Origin of the sequence: Zavarzinella formosa DSM 19928 (assembly GCF_000255705.1) — a bacterium.
GTDB classification, from domain to species: domain Bacteria; phylum Planctomycetota; class Planctomycetia; order Gemmatales; family Gemmataceae; genus Zavarzinella; species Zavarzinella formosa.
Genome location: NZ_JH636449.1, coordinates 187,304 through 209,106, shown reverse-complemented (window position 1 = coordinate 209,106; position 21,803 = coordinate 187,304). Strand labels below are relative to the sequence as shown.

The window sequence follows — 21,803 nt, the reverse complement described above, 5'->3', positions numbered from 1 at the left end:
TGCCAAGGCGAACATCAGGCGGGAGGGAACTCTTCACGAGTTAGGGAAACTTTAACTGATTGTTTGAGCGAGGGCAATGTAAAAATCAGCGAAACGCGGCACCATGCTTATCGGCATGGCAAACCCCGCCACTTGATGGTTGACCTGCGGGAGAAAGATGCTGTATATTAACCAACTCTCCCGCCGATAGTTTGCCATCCCACCCCGCCGCCCGTTTTCATTCCCGCCCGCCGGAGGTGTTTCACTTGCACCTGCATTTTTGTCCCCGATTTGTATTCCTGACTGCCGTTGGGCTTTGCGCTCTGGTCACCGTGTCGGCACGCGGAGACCAGACTGATTTTTCTGTCTCTCCTGCCACGGTCACCCTCAGCGGGAATGATGCGCGAAGCCAGTTGATTGTGACGGCGGGCGCTGCGGCCAGCAACGACAAATCCCGCGATCTCACCGATCAGGCGGCGTATCAATCCTCGAACCCGGCGATCGTTTCCGTGCAACCCGGCGGCCGATTGTTGGCCGTCGGAAATGGCGCCGCCAGCCTCACGGTTTCCGTGGGGGGTTCCACGCGGTCGATTCCGGTGACGGTGAGCGGTGTTGATCCTGCGGCCAAGGTTGGTTTCAACGAAAGTGTGATGCCGGTGTTGTCCAAGTCCGGGTGCAACGCGGGGGCCTGTCATGCCAGCCAGTACGGCAAAGGGGGATTCAAACTGTCCGTGTTTGGCTTTGCCCCGGATGAGGACCACAAGGCCATCGTCCGGGATCGATTCGCCCGCCGGGCAAACTTGATTAATCCGGCCGAGAGTCTTCTGTTGCTGAAGCCCACGGCCGAGGTCATTCACGAAGGGGGCAAACGGCTGGAGAAGGGATCGGTCGATTATCGAATTCTGGAACGCTGGCTCGCGGGGGGCGCCCCCGGCCCATCCGGCGTGGCCAACCCGGTGACCGATTTGCAAGTTCAACCTCCCCGGCGTGTGGGGGCCAAAGGATACACCCAGCAACTCCGTGTGCTGGCCACTTTCGCGGATGGCAAGACGACGGATGTCACCCATTGGGCCAAATTCGACAGCATGGATGAATCCGTCTTGGCTGTGAATTCGGACGGGTTTGTTCGCACCGTTGGAAAAGGGCAGGGGACGGCGATGGTCCGCTTCGCCGGGCATTCGGCGATTTCCATGTTCATCGTCCCCTATGCCGACACCGTGGATCTCGCGGGGTGGAAAGATAATAACTTCATCGACAAATTAGCCTCGGCCAAGTTCCGGGAGATCGGCATCCCTCCTTCGGGCCTGTGCGACGATGCGACATTCCTTCGCCGGGCCTCGCTGGACGTGATCGGGACTTTGCCGTCGGTCGAGCAAGCCAAGGCGTTTCTGAGTTCGACCGATCCGGACAAGCGGAAGAAGTTGATTGATCTTCTGCTGGGCCTCACGGGTGATCCGAACCTGAATGTGCATGACAACGACTATGCCGCGTACTGGTCGTTGAAGTGGTCCGATCTAATTCGCTCCAATAGCGCTTCCATCGGCGAGCAGGGCATGTGGGCCTTGAACAACTGGCTCAAGGCTTCCTTTCGGGAGAACAAACCGTTTGACCGGATTGTCAAAGAACTGGTCACCGCGAAAGGCTCCACGTTTAGCAACGGCCCGGCGAACTATTTCCGCATCGCCAACAACCCGCAGGATCTGACCGAGTCCACCAGCCAACTGTTTTTGGGAGTGCGTTTGCAATGCGCCAAATGCCACAACCACCCGTATGAGCCGTTCAGCCAGGGCGATTATTACGGGTTCGCGGCCTTCTTTGCCCGCGTGGGGAACAAGCCCAGCCAGGAATTCGGCTTGTTCGGCCAGGAGACGGTCATCATGAACCGGGCGGCCGGTGAAGTTTCACATCCCCGCACTGGGAAGATTCTCCCGCCGACCCCGTTGCGGGGCAAACCCGTCACCGAGGCGACGGACCGCCGACAATCGCTGGCCGAGTGGATCATCGCCAAGGACAACGCCTATTTCGCCCGCAATATCGTCAACCGTATCTTCGCATATCTTCTCGGCCGCGGTTTGGTCGAGCCGATTGACGACATGCGCGGGACCAACCCCGCCAGCAACCCGGAGTTGCTTGACGCCCTTTCTCAAGAATTCATCCGGCTTGGCTACGACCAGAAACAATTGATCCGGCTGATTCTGAACTCCCGGCTGTATCAGCTTGATTCCCAACCGAACGCCGGCAATGCTTCGGATATGAAGTTTCACAGTCATTATCATGTGAAACGGATTCCCGCCGAATCCCTCTTGGATGCGATCGACTCGGCCACGGGCGTGCAGACGAAGTTTGAAAAGGTTCCTCTCGGAACCAAGGCCATCGAACTCCCGGACGCGAAGTACAACAATTACTTCCTCAGTACCTTTGGCAAACCCCGGCGGGAAGCCGTTTGCGAGTGCGAGCGGGTGTCGGAGCCGAATCTGGCCCAGGCGTTGCACACGCTCAACGGTGAAGTCATCGAAGCCAAGATCGCCGACGCCAACGGCCGAATTGCCACGATGCTGACGGCGAAGAAGTCGCCGGATGAAATCTTGTCGGCCCTCTATTTGACGACTCTTTCCCGGCAGCCCGCCAAGGAAGAGATTGCCGCCTGTCAGAAGTTGCTGGCCGAATCCAAAGACCCGAAGCTGTTTTATCAAGACCTGCTTTGGTCTCTGTTGAACTCAAAGCACTTTCAATTTGTTCATTGATTCACGGTTGCGGAATGCGTTGTCTCGGATTCGTTTTCAAGTGAGTCATCATGCGAACATCGTTGAAGACACTGGCCGCCATCGCATTATTGTTGCTTGCCCAAGCCGGGCGGGCTGACACCTTCTTTCCGATGCTGATGAGCATCAAGCCGGTGGCCGTGCAAACCGGCACGACGGCCGAGTGCGAAATTTCCGCCCGATATAACCTCGGCGGCGGCTACAAGGTCTTCATCACCGGCGACGGGGTGACTGGGGAAATCGACCCGCCGAAGATCGATCCCAAGCAACCGCCGGCCAAAGCCGTTGGCGCCTCCAAGTTGAAGGTCCGTTTCAAAGTCACCCCCGAGGCGTTGCCCGGTGTGCGGGAAGTGCGAATCGCCACCCCGCATGGAGTTTCCACGGTCGGCCAGTTGGTCATCGTCAGCGATCCGGTGATTCGGGAAGCCTTGAGCAACGACACCATGAAGACTGCCCAACCGGTGGAACTGCCCGCGACGCTCTGCGGGGCGTTCGAGAAATTGGAGGATGTGGATTTCTACAAGTTCAAAGTGAAGGCGGGGACGGCCCTCACTTTCCACGTTCGTTCCCAGCGATTGCAGGACAAGATTCACGACCTTCAAGAGCATTCTGACCCGATTCTGACGCTCCGAAACGAAGCAGGAACGGTTTTGGCTGTCAATGACAATTACTTCTTCGCCGACCCGTTGTTGCATCACAAGTTCGCCAGTGACGGGGAGTATTATCTCGATATCCGCGATGTCCGTTTCGGGGGGAATGCCGACTGGCAATACAGCATCGAAATCAATGACCGGCCTTTTGTGACCAACGTTCACCCGATGCGGGTGACGCCGGGTGTTCCGACCCGCGTGGAACTGGTCGGCCTCAACCTGCCGGCTGATCCGATGGCCACGGTCAGCTTGCCGAAAGAGACGCCCGAGGGATTGCAGTGGATCACGGTTCCCTTGGGCAAGGGACAACAATCGAACGCCATTCCGGTTGTTGTGAGCCATCTTCCCGCGATTGCGGAGGCCGCCGGTGACAATAACACGTTTGCGAAGGCTCAATCGATTGGGGTTCCGTCGGGAGTTGCCGGACGCATCGAAACCGAGGGGGATGTTGATTGCTACTCCTTCGAGGCAAAGGCCGGTGAAAAGTTCACGTTTCAAGTCATTGCTCGCGATCATCAATCGGCCATCGACCCCTACATGCGAATCTTGAACGACAAAGGGCAATTGCTGGCCGAGAACGACGACTTCCGTGATCGCTTCGTGCATGCCGATTCGTGTCTGGAGGCTTGGGCCGCCCCGGCGAATGGCCGATATGTCATCGAAATCAAGGATGCCCATTCTCGCGGCGGTCCGGCGTTTGTTTACTTCCTGAAAGTCACGAAGGCCGAGCCGTCGTTCCTTCTCGAACTGGACACGGACAAGACGCTGCTCGCCCCCGGAACCGCTTCGGTGATTTTTGTTCGCGTCACTCGGAAGAACGGTTTTGAGGGCGAAGTTCAATTGGCGATTGATGGCCTTCCGGCGGGCGTGACCGCCCAATGCGGCAAAATCCTCGCCGGTGGCCGTGACGGGTGCATCCATGTCAAAGCGGCACCCGACGCGAAAATCGGGGCCTCGAATGTGAGGATCACCGGGACTTCTTCTGTTGCCGAGAAGGACAAACCGGCGGTCAATCTCTCGGCCGTGGCCCGGCCGTTGCAAGAGATTTACATGCCCGGTGGCGGCCGATATCACTATCCGGTCGATACGCATACGCTCTCGGTGAGCGATCCGCTGGACCTGCTCTCCGTCAAACTCAGCGAGAGCAAGATCACCCTCAAGCCGGGGGAATCGAAAAAGATTGAAATCATCATCCAGCGGGCGCCGGGTTTCAAGTCAAACGTCAGCTTGGATGTGGTCTATCAACACTTGGGAGCCATCTATGGCGACAGTCTTCCCGCCGGGGTGACCGTGGACGACAAGGCCAGTCTGACCCTGCTCACCGGCGAGCAATCCAAGGGACACATCACCCTGAAGGCCGCCCCGGACGCCAAGCCGGTTGAGAATCAACAAATCAATGTGATGGCTTTTGTGTCCATCAATTTCGTGATGAAGTTCACCTATTGCGGCGACCCGGTGTTGGTGACTGTCACCAAGCCGTGAGAGTTTGGACTGAGGCATCAGCGGGCCAACGAGGTTGGCCCGCTCGCTTTTCTCTTCCGCTGTCGGCCGATGGCGCTGGCGATGCCGGTCTGTGAATTCCACTTTAATTCTTCATTGACTTGTCCGCATCCTTGCGAATCAGTCACTTGTCGGCCTGAGTCTGTTCTCTAAATTCCTCGGTAGTTCACCGGTTCCGCGTAACCGAGATCCCCTCCCATGATTGTTGACCGGCTCGTCCGTTTCTTGCTTCCCCGGCAGGGGCAGTTTTTCACGTTGTTGGAAGGAATCGGTGACCAGATTTTGGCCGCCGCCGATGTCCTCGCAGAACTCGGCAAGGCGGATGGGCATCCGCAAATCGAGACCATCGCCGTCCGGCTCAAGGAGGTCGAGAAAGCGGCGGATGAATTTGAACGCCGCTTGCACCAACAGCTCGACCGAACCTTCGTGACACCCATCGACCGCGAAGACCTGGCCGCCTTGGCCAAGGCCCTCGACGATGTCGTGGACGGAATGGAACACGCGGCCACATTTGCGGCTCTCTACCAATTCGACCGGCTGACAGAGGCGATGCGCGAGATGGTGCGAATCATCGCCACTTCCGCCAGGGAACTGGCGGGCGCCGTCCCCCTGCTCCGCAAGTTTGGCAATCCGGAAGTCGTCAACGACCGGGCTCACGCCGTTCACACGCTCGAAAGCGAGGCCGATGGCGTTTACCGCAAGGCGGTGGCCGCCCTGTTTACGGACGGGCTGTCACCCGTCGATTTGGTTCGCCAAAAGGACATGCTCACCGCCCTTGAAACCTGCGCGGACGAATGCGAGGACGCAATGGATGCCATCCGTTCGGTGATGGTGAAAAATGGGTAGCGAACTGGTGATCCTTGTGCTGGTGGTCGTCCTGGCCCTGGCCTTCGATTATGTCAACGGTTTTCACGACACCGCCAACGCGGTGGCCACGGTGGTTTCCACGGGCGTGATGCCGCCGAGGACGGCCGTGTTGCTGGCGGCCGTCTGCAATTTTATCGGGGCTTTTATCGGCGACGGTGTCGCCAAGACCATCGGCGGGAACATCGCCGAACCGGCGTCGATCACCCAAGTCGTGGTAATGTCCGCCCTGTTGGGGGCGATCATCTGGAATCTGCTCACGTGGTATTTCGGCATTCCCTCCAGTTCTTCCCACGCGCTGATCGGCGGACTGGTCGGGGCGGTCTGGTGCCATCGGGTGTTCAATAGTGTTCCGGCGGGGACGGCCCTGCGGGAATTAATGACCTCCGAGGGCGTGGTTCTTGCATTGAAGGGCCTCGTTCTTTCCCCTCTCCTTGGTTTGCTCGGCGGGTTCGTTCTGATGATCCTGCTCACATGGCTGGTGCTGCCCCTCAAGGCGATCACGGTGAACAGCGGGTTCCGGGTGTTGCAGCTTGGTTCGGCCGGGTTCATGGCTGTTGCCCACGGATCGAACGACGCCCAGAAGGCGATGGGGATTATCACGATGGCCTTGGTGTCTTACTCGGCCTCGAAGGGCGAAATAATGGAGATGCATGTGCCCTTTTGGGTGGTTGTCTGTTGCGCCACCTCGATGGCTTTGGGCACGGCTGCCGGGGGCGGCCGGATCATGAAGACGATGGGCCACAAGATCATCAAGCTCCGGCCGATCAATGGCTTTGCGGCCGAGACAGCGGCCGCCTGCGTGATTCTCGCCGCCACCAAACTGGACGCCCCGGTCAGCACCACGCACGTCATCTCATCCAGCATCATGGGCGTCGGGGCTTCCCGGCGAGTCTCGGCTGTGCGCTGGGGAGTCGCTCAAAACATGCTGATCGCCTGGGTGCTCACGATTCCGGTCTCGGCCATGTTGGCGGCTGTTATTTGCGCGATCCTGCGTCAAGTTCTCTGACGAGAAGAGAAGAATGTCTCTCGCAAAGACGCAAAGACATCAAGAAGAGAAAAATTGAACATTCGTTCTCTCATGATTTTGCTCGACTGCTTTTCCTTTGCGACTTTGCGAGAGATATTCTTCTCTTCCCCTCCGATCTGCCGTCGCAAATGGCTAAACGGTAAAGCATAACGTATAATCCCCAATCTGACTCATTCAGCACGTTTTCACATGCCAGGACGGCCCGCAACGGAGCCGATATGCCGTTCGACACGCCGGAACACCGCCGACTCGCCGACGATCAATCAGGCCGGGAACACTGGCGTCGCTGGGGGCCGTATCTTTCCGAGCGATCTTGGGGAACCGTTCGCGAAGATTATTCCCCCAACGGCGAGGCATGGGATTTCCTGACGCATGACATGGCCCGCTCCAAGGCGTACCGCTGGGGCGAGGACGGTCTCGCGGGCGTTTCCGACCGTTACCAGATCATCAATCTGGCGTTTGCCTTTTGGAACGGCCAAGACCCGATCCTGAAAGAACGTCTCTTCGGCCTCAGCGGCCGCGAGGGCAATCACGGCGAGGATGTGAAGGAATACTACTTCTACCTCGACGCGACCCCGACCTTTAGTTACGCGAAGTATCTCTACAAGTACCCCCACAAGGCCTATCCGTACCAGCAATTACTGGATGGAAATCGCGGCCGTGGCAAGCTGATCCCCGAGTGGGAGCTGCTCGACACCGGGGTACTGCATGAAGACCGCTATCACGACATCGTGATCGAATTCGCCCGGCTGACTCCGGAGGATATGTGTGTTCGCGTGGAGGTGTTCAACCGGGGGGCGGAGGATGCCCCCATCCATGTGCTGCCTCATTTGTGGTTCCGAAACACCTGGGCGTGGGATGGTGAACCTCACGCCGAACCCCGCATTGATGTTGGCTCCGGGGAATACCCATGTCTGCGGGCCGACGACCGGATGGCGGAACCCCCGGCGAATCTGTTGGGTGCGTATCATGTCGGCGAGCGGTTTTTCTACGGCGAAGCCGGAGGCGTTTCGCTGTTCACGGACAACGAGACCGACGCCCTCAAGTTGTACGGGCCAACGGCCGGCCGGATTCGTCCGTATGTGAAGAATGCTTTTCACCGCCAGATCATCAACAAAGAGAATTGCACGAACCCGGCGGGGTTCGGAACGAAAGCGTGCCTGCATTATGCCGGGGTGAATGTCCCGGCGGGCGGTTCGCGGGTCTTTCGATTTCGATTTTCTCACGGTGCCGTAGCTCATCCCTTTGCGGATTTCGATCAAAACATCGCCACGCGACGGCGCGAGGCCGACGAGTTTTACTCCACCGTTCATCCGCAGGCTGCTTCCGATGACGAAAAGAATGTCCAACGACAGGCCCTCGCCGGGATGATTTGGTCGAAGCAAATCTATCTCTTTGATGTGAGCCTGTGGTTCGGCGGTGATAATCCCGCCGCCCCGCCGCCTCCCGCCCGTCGGGAGATCAGGAACACGCACTGGCTGCATTTGAATTCCATGCGAATCCTGTCGATGCCGGACAAGTGGGAATACCCGTGGTTCGCGGCATGGGATCTTGCTTTCCATTGTGTGCCGCTGGCGTTGGTCGATCCCGAATTCGCCAAGGATCAACTCTGGCTGTTGCTCTTTGAGCAGTTCCAGCACCCGAACGGCCAGATCCCCGCCTACGAGTGGGAGTTTGGCGACTTGAATCCCCCGGTTCATGCGTGGGCGGTCTGGCGGGTGTACAACATGGACCGTCTTCGCTCGGGGAAGGCCGACCGCGTGTTCTTGGAGAAATGCTTCCATAAGTTGTTGATCAATTTCGCGTGGTGGGTCAACAAGGTGGACGTGGAGGGCAACAACGTCTTCGAGGGGGGATTCCTCGGACTGGACAACATCACCCTGATTGACCGCAGCCGCAAGCACACCAACGGAGCCAGGCTCGAACAATCGGACGCCACCGGCTGGATGGGGATGTTCTCCCTGAATCTGATGCGAATTGCCTTGGAACTGGCCAAGGAGAACCGGGCTTATGAGTCGATGGCGACGAAGTTCCTCGAACATTTCGTCACCATCGGGGCGGCCATGCACCATGCCGGCGGCCGGGACTATGAACTATGGAGTGAACGGGACGGCTTCTTTTACGATGTCCTCGTCCACCCGGACGGTTCGTATCAGAAGTTCCGCGTCCGTTCGATGGTGGGGCTGATTCCATTGTTTGCCGTCGAACGATTGGAGGCCGATTGGATCGCCCCGTTTCACGAGTTTCGCGGGAACCTTGAGTGGTATTTGAAGAACCGCGCCGATCTCATCAAGAACTGTCTGACGACGCTGGAAGTGAATGGAAAGACCGTCCATGTGCTGTCGCTGGCCACGCCTTCCCGGCTGAAGCGGATGTTGAAATACGTCTGGGACCCGGAGGAGTTTCGCAGCGAGCACGGCATCCGCAGCCTGTCCAAGTTTCACAAGGATCATCCGTTTGCCGCATGCGACAGCACGGTGGGATACGAACCGGCCGAGTCCCGGAACTATCTGAAGGGGGGAAACTCCAACTGGCGGGGGCCGGTGTGGTTCCCCACGAGTTTCTTGATGATCGAATCGTTGCGGAAGCTCAAAAAAGCTTTCGGCGACGAGTTCGCCATCGCCTGCCCGGACCATCCCGAGGGGCAGGTGACATTGGAAGACATGGCCTCCGGGATCGCCAACCGGATGATTTCGATCTTCACACGCGATGGAAACGGCCAGCGGGCTGTTTATGAGGGGAATCCGAAGTTTCAGAACGATCCGCACTGGCGGGATTTGATCCTGTTCTTCGAGTATTTCCACGGCGACACCGGCGCCGGGCTTGGCGCCAGCCATCAAACCGGCTGGACAGGCTTGGTGGCCTCGTTGATCGACGAATGGCGATGATGACTCTGCGAGCGGGCGGCGCCAAAAGAAAGCCCCGGCGGGAAGACGAAGAGAAACCGTTCTCTGTCTTCCCGCCGGGGCTTTCTTTTGGCCCTTGGGCGATTACCGAATGATGCTCGCCAGTTGATCGAGAACGTCGCTGGCGACGGTGATCGTCTTGGCGTTCACTTGAAAACCACGTTGGGCGATAATCAGCCGGGAAAATTCAACCGCGATGTCCACGTTGGAGTTTTCCAACGATCCGCCTTGAATGGTTCCTCGTCCGCCGGTGCTGGCCGTGCCGATCAACGCTTCGCCGGAGGAAGCCGAAGTGGTGAAGTAGTTCGTGCCGCTTCGGGTGAGGCCGCCGGTGTTGTTGAACGTGCCGATCGCCAGTTGGGCCAGCGGGATCACCCGGCCGTTGCTGAAGATGCCGTTGATTGTTCCGTCCGTGTCCACGGAGACGGTTGTCAGGGTGCCGGAGCTTTTCCCGTCTTGGGTGACGGCCGTGGCGCTGGAAGGATCACCGAATTCGGTGATTCCGGTGGATTGCCCCGGTGTGCCGAGATTCAAATTAACCGATTGTGTTCCGGGAAGACCGGTGAAGGAGGCCACAATCGTGCCGGGAGACTGCAACAATCCGGTGGTGCTGTCGAAGGTCACCGTGGCCGGCGAGAAAGCGACGGTGCCGCCGGTCACCGTGCCGCTGACGGTGTAAGTGTCCGGGGTGGCCGTCTTGGTGAATGTCACGTTTAAGGACCGGCCGGTGCTTTGGTTGTCGAATATCTGAATGGCCGTGCTGTAAGATTGCCCGGTCGTCAGGCCGGTGCTGATGTTTCCTTGGAAATTCACGTTGGCCGTCGGCACCCCCGGAGCGCCGGCCCCGAACGGGATCTTGATGTTGGGATCACCGGCTGTCTGGAATCCAGGCGCCGTTGCCGAGCCATCGCCAACGGTGCCGAATCGTTGAACACGGAAGCCGGTGTTTGGGTCCACCAGAAAACCATTGGCGTCCACGTCGAACGCCCCGGCCCGCGAATAGACCTGTTTGCTGCCGTCGCTGAGCACGAAGAATCCCGATCCTTGGATGCCAAAGTCGAGGGTTCGGCCGGTGGGATTTAAGTTCCCTTGTGAGAAACTGGTGCCAACGGCTCCGATGCTCACGCCGAAGCCAACCTGCGTAGGGTTGACCCCGCCCGTTGTTCCCGAGGGGCCGCTGCCAGCGCTCAGGGTTTGGTACAGCAGATCGCTGAATTGAACTCGTTGGCCCTTGAAGCCCGAGGTGTTCGCGTTCGCCAGATTATTGCCGATCACGTCCAAGGCGGACGAATTGGCCTGCAATCCGGCCGAGCCGGTGAAAAGTGCGTTAAGTGACATTGTGTTGTTCTCCCGTAGGTGTCGTTCTTGTGTTGGTTTGTCGCGTTTCAGGACACGCCGGTGATGCTGCCCAGCCCCACTTTGTCGGTCCCGATCTGGATTGAAATATTGGTGCCATCGGATAGCACGCGATTGACCACTCCGGTCTTCGCGGCCCCCGACGCATCCGTGTACGCCACTGTTTTGCCAATCAGGCTGGAACCCTGGCCGAGTTGCTGAAACTTCAGCATTTCGGAAAAGTTCGCATTCAGGGATTGCAGGCTGGACAATTGGTTGAACTGGGCCAGTTGGCCGATGAAATCCGCATCGCTGACCGGATTGAGCGGATCTTGGTTTTGCAATTGGGCCACGAGTAATTGCAGGAACTGATCCTGAAGACCCGAGGCTGTGGTTGAACTTGCGGCGGCGGCCATGACAGTGTTCCGTTGGGTTAGACCGTGACATCCAGAAGGGAGCCGCGGTTGGGGTTAACGACGGAGGACGATTGGGTGTTGACGGGGGCCGTTTTGGACATCGGCGTCCGGCGGCCCGTTCCTGCAAATTCTTGGGCGTCCGCAGCCTGATCGCCACGGTTTGAGCCCCCCCCGGAACTGAGATTGAACGATTGAAAGTCCAGTCCCGATTGTTGAAGGCGACCTTTCAAGTCGTTCAGTTGGGAGTCGATCATGGTTCGCACGGCAGGGTCGGCGGCCGTGATTTCAGCCCGAAGTTCCCCGTTTTGCGAGTGAACACGGATGTTGATCGTCCCAAGATCGGGCGGGTCGAGCCGCAACCGGATCTCGGTGTTTCCACCGTCCCGAACGACCTGAGCCCGTTCGGCGACGGCATCCGCAATTTGCTTCAGGACCGGCGGTTGTTGATCGGCGGGCGTCGATGATGTCGATGTCGATGAATCGATCAACTTGGTGAAATTACCCCCGGCCACGGCGGCCGAATTATCCGAAGGGGCTTTTGTCTCGTCCCCGCGAAACAGCGAATTCAGATCGGCGATGTCGGTCCGTTCACGGGTGAACTGAGCGGTGGCGCCACCGAGGGTCGTGCTGATTGGGCCAAGTGAATCCAATGTGGAGACGGCATCGGCTGGCCGGTCAATCCCGGTGATGGAGAAAAACGCCCCGGGGTTTGCGTCAGCCGTGCTTGGCTGGACTTGCGGCAACTGAGGCAAACCGGGAGCCAGTGTCGGCAAGCCGATGCTTCGACCGCCGTTAATCAGATCTTGGGTCGTCCCGGTGGTCGTTGATGTCAATTGGACCGTGTTCGGGTTTTGAACCGTGGTGGTCGTTGTCGTCAGGCTGGCCGTCGAAGCCACCGATATGGCGGGCGTCGTGACCGGTTGGGTGACCGTCGAAGTCGTCGTCGGTGTCGTCGCACTTGCCGAATTAGTTGCCGTCGGGAACAGGGTGTTTACCGTCGCGTTCGAGACGGTTGTGTTGACGGCTGGAAACAGCGTCGTGGTTGTTGCGTTGGCTGTCGTCGTGGCTGTTGCGTTGGTTGTGGCTGTTGCGTTGGTCGTGGCTGTCTGTTGGTTCGCCAAATTGGCGGATGTCGTGAGTTGCTGATCGAGGATCGCTGCTGTCTGGCCGGCGGCGATGGCCGACAGGGCGGTTGTGCCGGCGCTATTTGTTGACACAAACGGAGTCGTCACAGCGGGCAGCGGAATATTCAACAATGGTGAAATTAACGCCGAGATCGCCGGATTGGTGGCGGTGTTGTCCGTGAGCAACGACGTGTCGGTCTGGTCATCCGTCGGGAGCGGCACCCCGGTCAGGTCAAGTGTGGCCGTGCTGCTTTGGAGGGCCGACTGGGTGCTTGTCGCCGGGTTGGTCGTTGCGAGCAACAGAATTTGGGGATCTTGCGGGTTGGTTGCGACTGGCGGGGCGGCAACCGTCGGAACCTGCCCTTCCGGGGGAGATCCGGGGAATTGGAAATTCCCATTGAACACCAGTTGCCCGTCGGTGCCGGCGGTGAAGCCAACAATCAGAGATCCGTTGTTGCCAAAAGGGTCGCCAAACCCGGACGATGTTGACTGTTGTTGTTGTTGCTGGGCCACCGGAATCGAAGCGGTTCCGTTTGTGTCAATCGGAACCGTCTGAATCGGCTGGGCCGTTGATGCGACATTGGTGAACAACGACGCAAGCAACGCGGAAAAACCATTCGTGTCCCCGCCCGACGAGGAGGACGAGCCAACCTTGGTCGTCGTCTGGTTCAGACGGGTTTGAGTCGTTGATTGGGCGGGCTGAGAAGTCATGGTGTGTGTCTTGGGGTGTTTCGTCGCATCCTGCTTAGCTTGGGTATGCCTTTAGCATTCTCCTGCCTCGGGCCAAGTGTGCAAGCACTTCAGCCGCCTGACTCATCGACTTTTCACCGATGGCCACCGTCTCATTCAGTTTTTGCATCACGGCCGCCAGCCGGGCTTGCTCTTCCGGCGTCAAGGTCGTTCCAGCCGGCACATTATCCCAGACCGATTGTAATAATTCCAGCAAATCTGTTGCCGGTTTCCCTTCTTTGAACCGTTCAGCAATCTTTTCGAGCAGTTCGTCCGTCTCGGCGAACCTCGCTTCGACACTCAAGCTTGCGGGAGTGGGGTTCATTTGGGCGCCATCGCCTCCCGGCGTTGTTTCAATTGGGCGAGTTGTTTTTCCATGTCTTCCCGCCAGCGGAGGGTGCCCAGTTGCCAGAGGGCGCATTCAGTCACAAATTCGTCGTCCTTGGTGTCGGCAACATCCCGGAAAATCACGGCGGCTTCGGATAGTTTACCGGTTCGTCGCAGGCAACAACCGGTCATGTATTGAATGAAGGCCTTGTCTTCGCGGGCATACAAGGTGAGGTCGATCAATTTGAAGGCCCGCAACGAGGCGGGGTAATCCCCGGATTTGTAAAGATTTTGGGCGAGCAACAGGGCGTCCGTCGCCGCCGAAACCGAGGTTTCGGCGGGAAAGGGAGGCGATTTCGGGTCCGTCGGTGACATCCCCGGTCGCGGGGCGGGTTGGCTGTCTCGAAGCGAAGTCCTCGGCCGCGTATCGAGTCGCTTGATTAACTCTTCAAGTTTTTTCCGCATTTCCCGGCGTTCGGTATCCGCGCTCGTGTCTTCGGGTTCCAATGTTTTGGCAGTCGCTTCACGCTCGGTTTTCAACTCCGTGCGGGCGGTCTTCAATTTATCAAGGGTGTTTTTCTCATCAATAGGAATGGGAAGTACCGCCGGTCCCTTGGTGATGGTTGGGGCCGGAATTTCCGGTCCTTGGGCCAAAACGCAACAACCGACCATAAGAACCACAACACTGGCGAACGTCCGAATCATCCGTTCATCCTCCCGTGCGATATCCTGCCACTTCTGCATTCGTTCATTGAAGATACCGCACCCCGAGCGAATACGTCAACAAAAGGATGATCGCAAGATCAGTTCTTTCTGCCTCAGAGGGGAAGATTTTCGCCCGGAGTGAAAACCGGAGGTTCATTTTGAGGCGTATTTGAGAAAATTGAACAAGAACGAAAAGGAGCGGCAAATAAATCTTCTCCGGCGTGCAGAGAAGATGGCAAGTCCGGGTGGTTGTCCTTCGATCTTTACGGGCCATTGAACATGTGTTCCCCAAAAAGTTGAGAAGATATCTGATCATATTCCTGCCAAATTTCGCGCAGGACGCTCTTCCAACGGCGTTCCGTCCCGAGTATGAAGCGGTTGAAGTGTTGCGGAACCTTTCAACAAGGCGCGAGATGGCCGAACCCTATGTGGCTCTGCAATCGGTGATGATGCCGTCGGACACCAATCCGTACGGGACCATTTTCGGCGGCGTGATTCTCAGCAATCTCGACATGGCCGGAGCCATCGCGGCCGCCCGCGAGGTGCGATTGGCGGGCGGGGAACCGAACCTCAGTTATGTGACGGTTGCCCTCAACCGCGTCGAGTTCAAACAACCGGTCTTTGTGGGAGACGTGGTCCGTTACGAAACCACCGTGACCAAATGGGGCCGGACTTCCATCACCTTGCAAGTCAATGTGATCTCCGACCGGCTCGGGGAGCAAATTCGCGTCACCGAGGCCGAGATCGTCTACGTAGGCATTAACAAAGAACGACAACCGGTGCCGTTGCTTCCGACAAAGACGGCCAATTCGTGAGGGGAAGATCCCGGGCATCACCGGGAATCTTGCCGAAAACGTGGAAGTTCCGCTAAACTTTACATTGAGTTTTTCCCGCCTTCATATTATCCCTCCATCTAAAAATTGAGGCCATATGGCATTTTCCAGTACCCATCTTTATTTTGATGACGTTGAGATTGGCCAGGAATGGGAATCCTCCGGCCGAACAGTCACCGAGGCGGATGTGGTGAACTTTGCCGGTGTTTCCGGCGACTTCAACCCGATCCACATGGATCACGAATACGCCAAGACCACGCCATTCCGCCGGCCCATCGCCCACGGATTGCTTGTGTTTTCAATAGCCAGCGGCCTGGGGGTCACCTGCCCGCCGATGCGGACAATTGCTTTCATGCAAGTGCGCGAGTGGAACTTCCGCGAACCCACCTTCACCGGGGACACAATCAAGCTTCGCAGCCGGGTGTTGGAGAAGTCCATTCGAGGTCGTGGCCGTCGCGGTGAAATCACTTGGTATCGCGGCGTCGTCAATCAGGAAGGCAAGATCGTCCAAGAAGGCTTTCTCATCACGCTGGTCGAAGGCCGGGCCGGGCGACGGACGGCTGAATCAATTGCGGAAAACGGGACGACGGAAGCGAATGGCGTGACCGTGCCGGAAACGCCGGTGACCGTCCGCTGAATTTTTCGGGGAATTCCTCACGAGAACCGTGGCTTTGGCCGCGGTTCTTTCGTTTTCCGACTCATCCCAAACACGAAATTTGGGTGGTTTGGCGAAGGAACTTGAGCGAAAAATCACTCTTTTTGGGGTGGATGGGTTTCCCAAGTTGACATTTCACACAAACCCGCACGGCCCGAACACGGGAATTGGAAGCCGTGCTAGAATGGGGCAGGACCGGTGGATAAGAGCTTCGCGACTTGCTAAATTGACGTTGCCACGTCGATTGGCTCAACGCGACCACCGGACCGGACGATCCCCCGCGACTTCCGACCCAGAAAGGGTAGAGCCATACCGTGTCTACCGCTTCAACTAATCATCTGCGACAGAACAATTATGACGGCTTCCGTCTGACGGACGCCGTGCGGCCCGGCCCGGCCGTGCCGATCATGCCGGTCGAAGGGTTTCGCATCAGCCGCTATCGTGACGCCGAGACGGGCGAATGTTTTCCCGTCATTGGAGCATCGGTTTCTGCGGAGAAACTCTTTGATCTGTTTTTGGATTTGCTCGAACCGCTCGGCGAACGGGTGAATGTGGTGCTGGAAACCAGCCACGACACCACGGGTGATTTCCACGACGACATGCGTCGCGGGGAAATCGACCTGCCGGTGCTTCAGAGCCACTTTTGCGATTTTGAGGATTTGCTGACCAACGACGGTTGCACCGGCGTGGCTGTCATGTCCGCGGCTCGCAAGATTGAAGTACAGATGGACGAACACAAACTGCTGTTCGTCTTTGCCCGGAACTTGAAACCGTTCCGTCGGATTTTGCGAAAGCACGGCATCCCGAAGATCGACGATCTCCGGGTGCTGGCCGAGGCCGAGCATTATCACCACAGCCAACTCCGGCACTTGGACGAGTTCCAGCAACTCGCCACCCGCCTCGGTGCCGCCGACTACGACACGGTGCTGACCGACGAAAGTGATTTGCTTGGATTTTAAGAAGAGCAAGTAAGGCGCTAACCACAAAGGCACAAAGGTCACACAAAGTTTCACAGAGAAGACGAAGAGTTCAATTCTTTTTCGGTCTTCTCTGTGAAACTTTGTGTGACCTTTGTGCCTTTGTGGTTAGCGCCTTTCTTGCTCTTCTTATCTGATTTCCGACACAATCATTGTCGTGTCGTCGCTGTTGCCGTTTTTGGCGCAGAAGTGATTCAACTCGTCTTTAATCCAAGTCACGATGGTCGATGCGGGTTGTTCGGACGACTCCCCCAGACAACTTGACAGTCGTTCCGTTCCAAACGATTCACCCCGGTCGTCCCGCAGGTCCACGATGCCGTCCGTGTAGAACAGGAGGCGGTCGCCGGGGGCCAGAATGATCGATTTGTCCGCGTAGACTTCGTCCGGCATGATGCCAAGCATGAAGCCCCGCGAGGCCAGCGGGTGAATCTTTCCCGATTCCTTGACATGTCGAAGCGGAAACGGATGCCCCGCGTTGGAGTAAGTGAATTGCCGGGTCCGGCGGTTGAAAACGCCGTAGAAGGCTGTCACAAATCGTTCATCCGCGAGGCCGAGCAAGCGGTTGTTCATGGCCGTCAGCACTTCGCCGGGTTTGGAGGTGGTTTTCGCGGCTTCGGTGAAGGCCAGCCAGGTCATGATGGCGACCATCGCCGCCGGGACGCCGTGGCCGCTGGCGTCGGCGATCAGGATGCCCAAGTGTTCGTCGTCCGGGCGGGCAAAGTCGTAATAATCCCCGCCGAGCGGGTCGAGCGGACGGAAGAAGACACTGCACCCGATCTCCGGCCAGTCCGGCGGGGATTGCGGCAACATCAGCTTCTTTTGGAGCTTGGCGGCCGCCTTCATGTAATGGGTGATTTCACTGTCGCGGGCCATCAAACTGTCGTTGGCGTTTCGCAGTTCGGATGTGCGCTCGCCGATCAGTATGTTCAAATGGTTGGCCCGATGGGCGACCAGTTGCCGGGTGGTGAGAATGCCGGCCAGCGAACCGTTTTCCACCACCGGGAGATGCCGCACCCGCAACCGCTCCATGCTGGTGACGGCCTCTTCCCATCCGGCCGAGGGCTGGATGGTGTACGGATAGGGGGACATCCAATCGCGGATGCAGATGTTTTGCCAGTCTGACGGGTGCTGGGTGGATTGCCGGAGAAAATCCCGTTCCGTGAAGATGCCGAGAAGTTTCCCGGCGGTGTCCGCGATGAGGACGGCCCCGACGCGATGCTCCGTCATGAGGGTGATCGCCTCGCGCACCGTGCGATCCGGTTCCAACCGGACGGGCGAGGGATTCATGATCTGCCGGACGGTCAGGTGGGCGGATTCAGCCATCCCGCCGTTTTATCGCTTCCAAGGCGATTGGCCCACCCCGCTTGAACCCAGTAGCATGATCGCACGAACACCACTTGAACCGACGCCATAATGGAAATTCCCCTCTCCAAACTCGTCGCCCTCACTGACGCAAAGCGTTCGTTGGACATCCGCTGTGCGGCCGTCACGATCCTTGGGGAACTGAATGCCCGCGATCCGGAATCCCACACGGCCATCCTAAACGCCCTCGCCTCCGAGGAGGGATCGCTCCGAATCCGGGCCGTGAAAGCCGCCGGGCAACTCAAGGTGGAAAAGGCACTTCCGATCTTGCTGGAACGCATCAATCACGGCGGAACTGAGGCCGAACGCGCGGCCGAGGCGGCGGTCGCCCTCGGGGCAAAGGGGACGCACGCTCTCCAAGAAGTGATGCACAAGGTCGTGCCGGGCGTGCAAAAATACATCGCCGCCGCGCTGGCCGCCGCCGATGTGGACGGGTCGAAAGACGCCTCCGGCATTGACATGCTGATGGAGAAAAACCCTGCCGCCGTGGAGGCCGCCGTGCAAACGCTGGCCGGTCGCATCCCCAAACTGGACACCAAACGAAAGAAGGCCCTTGCGGACGATCTGTTCACGCTGGCAAAAGACAAGAAAGTGAAACTGACTCCTGCCGGGGAATCAGGGATGGTCCGGCTGGCAGCCCTGTTGGAAGACGAGCGGGTTGAGCCTCTGTTGTGGGATCGCACCCAACCGCCGACCCCGCCGGATGTGCGGGCGGCCGCGTTGCAAGCGCTCGGGAAGTTTCTGAAATCGCCGACCAAGGATGAACGAGCGAAGCTCTTTGCCTGCGCCCAAGACTCGCAGTTCCGGGTGGCCGCCCCGGCGATGATGTTGCTTGACAAGATTCCGATGACGGACAAACTCATCCCCGAATGGCTCCCTCTCTTGCAGGCGAACGATCTGGCTGTGCGACGACTGGCCCTCGGCAAACTCGGCGACCGTGACACGTCCGAAGTGACTGCCGCTCTGTTGGACCAAACCGCCCATCCTGACCGGAAATACCGGGATGACGTGTTCGCCAAACTGGCCGCCCTTTCGACGGGCCGCAAAGCATTGGCCAAGCCGTTGAAGGAAGCAGAGACAGCCGATGAGGCATGGACGCTGGCCCGTGTGGTCGCCCCGTTTGCCCGCGGAGACGCAAAGACATGGGGGGACGAACTCTTCAACACTCTCGGCAAGCACTTGGAGGCCAACGACCGCCGGGCCGACGCGTTGATGTTTGTATTGAAGGAGGCGGGAGCCGTTGAATTGCGGGATCGGCTGGAGACCAAGGCGGCCGGTCTCAAGAAGAAGGAAGACTTCGAGAAATCGCACCTTTATTACCGGGCGGCCGCCCGCGACCCCGCCGCCGGTTTCACCATCCGGCTCGGGTTGGCCACCGTCGGACTCAAACTATCCAACAAGGATCTCGATGCTGAAGTCCGCGCCCGCGACCATTGTCTGCACCAGTTCGCGGACCTGATCCGCCAAGACGAACCGGCCATCATTGAAGAGGTCGAGAAAACCAAATGGCTGGAGGCCGAGGAACTGTACTACCTCGGCTTCCACTTCGTCGATCATGCGGGACTGATGGGTGATTTCGGCGCCAAGGTGCTGAGGCATTTGGTGAAACGATATCCGAAGAACAAGCTTTCCGCGAATGCGAAGAACAAATTGAAGAGCAGCGGACAGAAGTGATCGTGGAGAAAACTCCTGATTTGCTTCCGAGGTTTTCACTTCTCCCCGTCGCCAGCCAACAATCCTTGCGGCCGGTCTTGGAAAACCACTTTGCCATCTTCAAAGTCGATTTGCCAGACGCGGTTGAACACTTCGTCCTTCCAGTGTTTGGGGACATCTTTCACACCCAGTTGTTGGGCCAGCTCCGGGATGGTGCCGTGGCCCCAGACGATCAGGATTGTTTTGCCCGCGTATTTGGAATTATGCAGGAGTTCTTTCGCCAATAGCGGGTAATCGTCTTTGTCGAAATGGACGTTCACCGGCATTTTGAATCGCTTGGCGAGCGGGGCGATGGTTTCCGTCGAGCGATGGCTCTTTTTGGTGTTCGAGGCGGCGAACAAAAAATCCGGCATCGGAAACGGGTCGGTTCGGGCGTCGGATTTTTCAAACAGTTTGTGAAGAGCCTCGGCCCGTTCCCGGCCTTTGTCGTTCAGGCCAAACTTCATCGCTTCCTCCGGCGGCTTCTCCGCATGACGGACAATCAGAATCCGTTTGGGGCCGGGGGAATCGGCCGCCGGGGCGCAGCCGCTGACAATGGCGGCGAACAGCAGGGCGAAGAATGGGATCAGTTGGTGTCGCATGTCATACCCACGAGACGGGATCATGTTCACGGGAACTGGCCGTGACGGTCACGTCCGGGAAGTCTTTGGCCAATCTTACGGCAAGGTTTTCAACCGCCGGGCGTTCGGAAGCGTAATGGCCGGGGAGCAACAAGCCAAGCCCTTCGCTCTCGGCGTGCAAATAATCGTGGAATCGCATCTCGCCGGTTAGGAACACGTCGGCTTTCGCCTTGATCGCGTCCTTTAGAAATTCCCCGGCCGCCCCGCAGGCGATGGCCACGCGGCTCACGGTTTTCGTCGGTTCGCCGACCAATTGCACGGCGCCGGTGCGGAGATCGGTTTTGATTTTTCCAGCCAGCAATTCCAAGGACATTTCGGCGGGCAGTTCCCCCAACCGGCCTTCGCCGTTGCTTCCCGGCAACGGCTTCAGCGGGTACACATCGAAAGCGGGTTCCTCGTAGCGGTGGGCTTTACGCATCGCGGCAATCACGGCGTTGACCGCCCGCTCCGGGCAGATCACTTCCAGCCGTTCCTCGGGAACTTCCATTCGCCGGCCTTTTTCGCCGACGGCCGGATTGGTTCCTTCCGTGCCGAAGAACGTCCCCGTGCCGGGCAGGCGAAAACTGCATTCCCGATATTCGCCGATCACCCCGGCCCCGGCTTGGAACATCGCCGCCGAGACGGCCGCCACATCTTCCGTCGGAGTGAAGACGACGATCTTGCACCGGCGTTCCGCGTCGTGGCGGCGAAGCGGTCGCACATTGGTCAGGCCGAGCGTCGCGGCCAGTTGATCGTTGATGCCGCCGGTTGCGTTGTCGAAGGCGGTGTGCGGCGAATACACCGCGATTCCAGCCTTCAGAAGCGGGAGCAACAACCGCCCTTCGGATGAGTCTCCGGAGAGTTTTTTCGTGCCGCGAAACAGGATGGGGTGATGGCTGACAATCAGGTTGGCCAGCCCGTCCACGGCCTCGGCCACCACTTCCGGGGTGACAGTCAGACAAGTGATCGCCCGGTGAACATCGGTTGTTCGTTCGCCGAGCAACAGGCCGACGTTGTCCCAATCGGCCGCCAGCGAGGACGGGGTAAACGCCTCGAAATACCGGCAAAAATCCGCGACGGTGCTCATGAGGGGAAGACTACTTTTTGCGGCCGGGTGAACAGATGATGAACAACACCCCGGCCGAACCGACGAGGGCGAGAAAATACGCGAGGACCGGCGTTTCCTTGCCCGCCTCGGGTTTCGGGTCGTTCGGGTCGATCTTGGTCCCGCGGGTGACTGCATCATCGGCGGGGGGTTGTTGGGCAAGCGCCACTGTCGGGAGGGCGAGGGCCATCCAGAGCATTAGCAATTGAAGAAGGCGGTTCATGGCAGGAGT

General features: G+C 58.5%; 18 protein-coding genes. 9 read left to right on the top strand and 9 right to left on the bottom strand.

Going from position 1 to position 21,803, the window contains the following annotated elements:
- Positions 1-311 precede the first annotated feature (311 nt).
- The 5 genes from BGIM_RS0141115 (at position 312) to BGIM_RS67555 (ending at position 9,673) form a co-directional block, all read left to right on the top strand.
- Positions 312-2,723 carry a DUF1549 domain-containing protein gene (locus BGIM_RS0141115; protein ID WP_157369813.1) on the top strand — a complete coding sequence of 804 codons (2,412 nt, stop codon included), beginning with the start codon at positions 312-314 and terminating at the stop codon, positions 2,721-2,723.
- A gap of 50 nt (positions 2,724-2,773) precedes the next feature.
- The gene (locus tag BGIM_RS0141110) at positions 2,774-4,873 is read left to right on the top strand and encodes a pre-peptidase C-terminal domain-containing protein (protein WP_020475432.1); all 2,100 of its coding nucleotides are present in this window, start codon (positions 2,774-2,776) and stop codon (positions 4,871-4,873) included.
- 216 nt (positions 4,874-5,089) lie between these two features.
- Positions 5,090-5,737 (top strand): DUF47 domain-containing protein, encoded by a 648-nt coding sequence (locus tag BGIM_RS0141105; protein WP_020475431.1) that lies wholly within the window; start codon positions 5,090-5,092, stop codon positions 5,735-5,737.
- A complete protein-coding gene (locus BGIM_RS0141100; RefSeq protein ID WP_020475430.1) occupies positions 5,730-6,764 on the top strand; it encodes an inorganic phosphate transporter in 1,035 nt (344 codons plus the stop codon). Before BGIM_RS0141105 ends, BGIM_RS0141100 begins: the two co-directional genes overlap by 8 nt.
- A gap of 239 nt (positions 6,765-7,003) precedes the next feature.
- Complete coding sequence (locus tag BGIM_RS67555; protein ID WP_020475429.1) at positions 7,004-9,673, top strand: MGH1-like glycoside hydrolase domain-containing protein; 2,670 nt, start codon at positions 7,004-7,006, stop codon at positions 9,671-9,673.
- 102 nt (positions 9,674-9,775) lie between these two features.
- On the opposite strand, the gene BGIM_RS0141085 is transcribed toward BGIM_RS67555, so the two are convergent.
- The 5 genes from BGIM_RS0141085 to BGIM_RS0141065 are packed head-to-tail and all read right to left on the bottom strand — an operon-like array spanning position 9,776 to position 14,327.
- Entirely contained in the window at positions 9,776-11,029 is a 1,254-nt protein-coding gene (locus tag BGIM_RS0141085; protein WP_020475427.1) for a flagellar hook protein FlgE, read from the bottom strand.
- 47 nt (positions 11,030-11,076) lie between these two features.
- Entirely contained in the window at positions 11,077-11,442 is a 366-nt protein-coding gene (locus BGIM_RS0141080; protein WP_020475426.1) for a flagellar hook assembly protein FlgD, read from the bottom strand.
- 17 nt (positions 11,443-11,459) lie between these two features.
- Entirely contained in the window at positions 11,460-13,277 is a 1,818-nt protein-coding gene (locus BGIM_RS0141075; RefSeq protein ID WP_020475425.1) for a flagellar hook-length control protein FliK, read from the bottom strand.
- A gap of 34 nt (positions 13,278-13,311) precedes the next feature.
- Positions 13,312-13,620 (bottom strand): hypothetical protein, encoded by a 309-nt coding sequence (locus tag BGIM_RS0141070; protein ID WP_020475424.1) that lies wholly within the window; start codon positions 13,618-13,620, stop codon positions 13,312-13,314.
- Positions 13,617-14,327, bottom strand: a complete 711-nt coding sequence (locus BGIM_RS0141065; protein ID WP_020475423.1) for a tol-pal system YbgF family protein — start codon at positions 14,325-14,327, stop codon at positions 13,617-13,619. Before BGIM_RS0141065 ends, BGIM_RS0141070 begins: the two co-directional genes overlap by 4 nt.
- A gap of 413 nt (positions 14,328-14,740) precedes the next feature.
- Between BGIM_RS0141065 and BGIM_RS0141055 the strand changes: the two genes are divergently transcribed.
- The 3 genes from BGIM_RS0141055 (at position 14,741) to BGIM_RS0141045 (ending at position 16,774) form a co-directional block, all read left to right on the top strand.
- Entirely contained in the window at positions 14,741-15,142 is a 402-nt protein-coding gene (locus BGIM_RS0141055) for an acyl-CoA thioesterase (protein ID WP_020475421.1), read from the top strand.
- Positions 15,143-15,257: 115 nt separating this feature from the next.
- Positions 15,258-15,797: a MaoC/PaaZ C-terminal domain-containing protein gene (locus BGIM_RS0141050; protein WP_020475420.1), complete on the top strand. Its 540-nt coding sequence runs from the start codon at positions 15,258-15,260 to the stop codon at positions 15,795-15,797.
- 332 nt (positions 15,798-16,129) lie between these two features.
- Positions 16,130-16,774: a hypothetical protein gene (locus tag BGIM_RS0141045; protein WP_020475419.1), complete on the top strand. Its 645-nt coding sequence runs from the start codon at positions 16,130-16,132 to the stop codon at positions 16,772-16,774.
- A 147-nt stretch (positions 16,775-16,921) separates the two neighbouring features.
- Here BGIM_RS0141045 and BGIM_RS0141040 read toward each other — a convergent pair whose 3' ends face one another.
- Complete coding sequence (locus BGIM_RS0141040; RefSeq protein WP_020475418.1) at positions 16,922-18,115, bottom strand: PP2C family protein-serine/threonine phosphatase; 1,194 nt, start codon at positions 18,113-18,115, stop codon at positions 16,922-16,924.
- A gap of 90 nt (positions 18,116-18,205) precedes the next feature.
- Between BGIM_RS0141040 and BGIM_RS0141035 the strand changes: the two genes are divergently transcribed.
- On the top strand, positions 18,206-19,828 hold the full coding sequence (locus BGIM_RS0141035) for a HEAT repeat domain-containing protein (RefSeq protein WP_020475417.1): 1,623 nt from the start codon (positions 18,206-18,208) through the stop codon (positions 19,826-19,828).
- Between the two features lie 35 nt (positions 19,829-19,863).
- On the opposite strand, the gene BGIM_RS61880 is transcribed toward BGIM_RS0141035, so the two are convergent.
- Genes BGIM_RS61880 through BGIM_RS0141020 form a run of 3 tightly spaced genes read right to left on the bottom strand, consistent with a single transcriptional unit; the run spans position 19,864 to position 21,794 of the window.
- Positions 19,864-20,448: a histidine phosphatase family protein gene (locus BGIM_RS61880; protein WP_020475416.1), complete on the bottom strand. Its 585-nt coding sequence runs from the start codon at positions 20,446-20,448 to the stop codon at positions 19,864-19,866.
- Between the two features lies 1 nt (position 20,449).
- Positions 20,450-21,553, bottom strand: a complete 1,104-nt coding sequence (locus BGIM_RS0141025; RefSeq protein ID WP_020475415.1) for a Nif3-like dinuclear metal center hexameric protein — start codon at positions 21,551-21,553, stop codon at positions 20,450-20,452.
- A gap of 10 nt (positions 21,554-21,563) precedes the next feature.
- Positions 21,564-21,794, bottom strand: coding sequence for a hypothetical protein (locus tag BGIM_RS0141020; RefSeq protein WP_020475414.1), 231 nt, complete (start codon positions 21,792-21,794; stop codon positions 21,564-21,566).
- Positions 21,795-21,803: the final 9 nt, after the last annotated feature.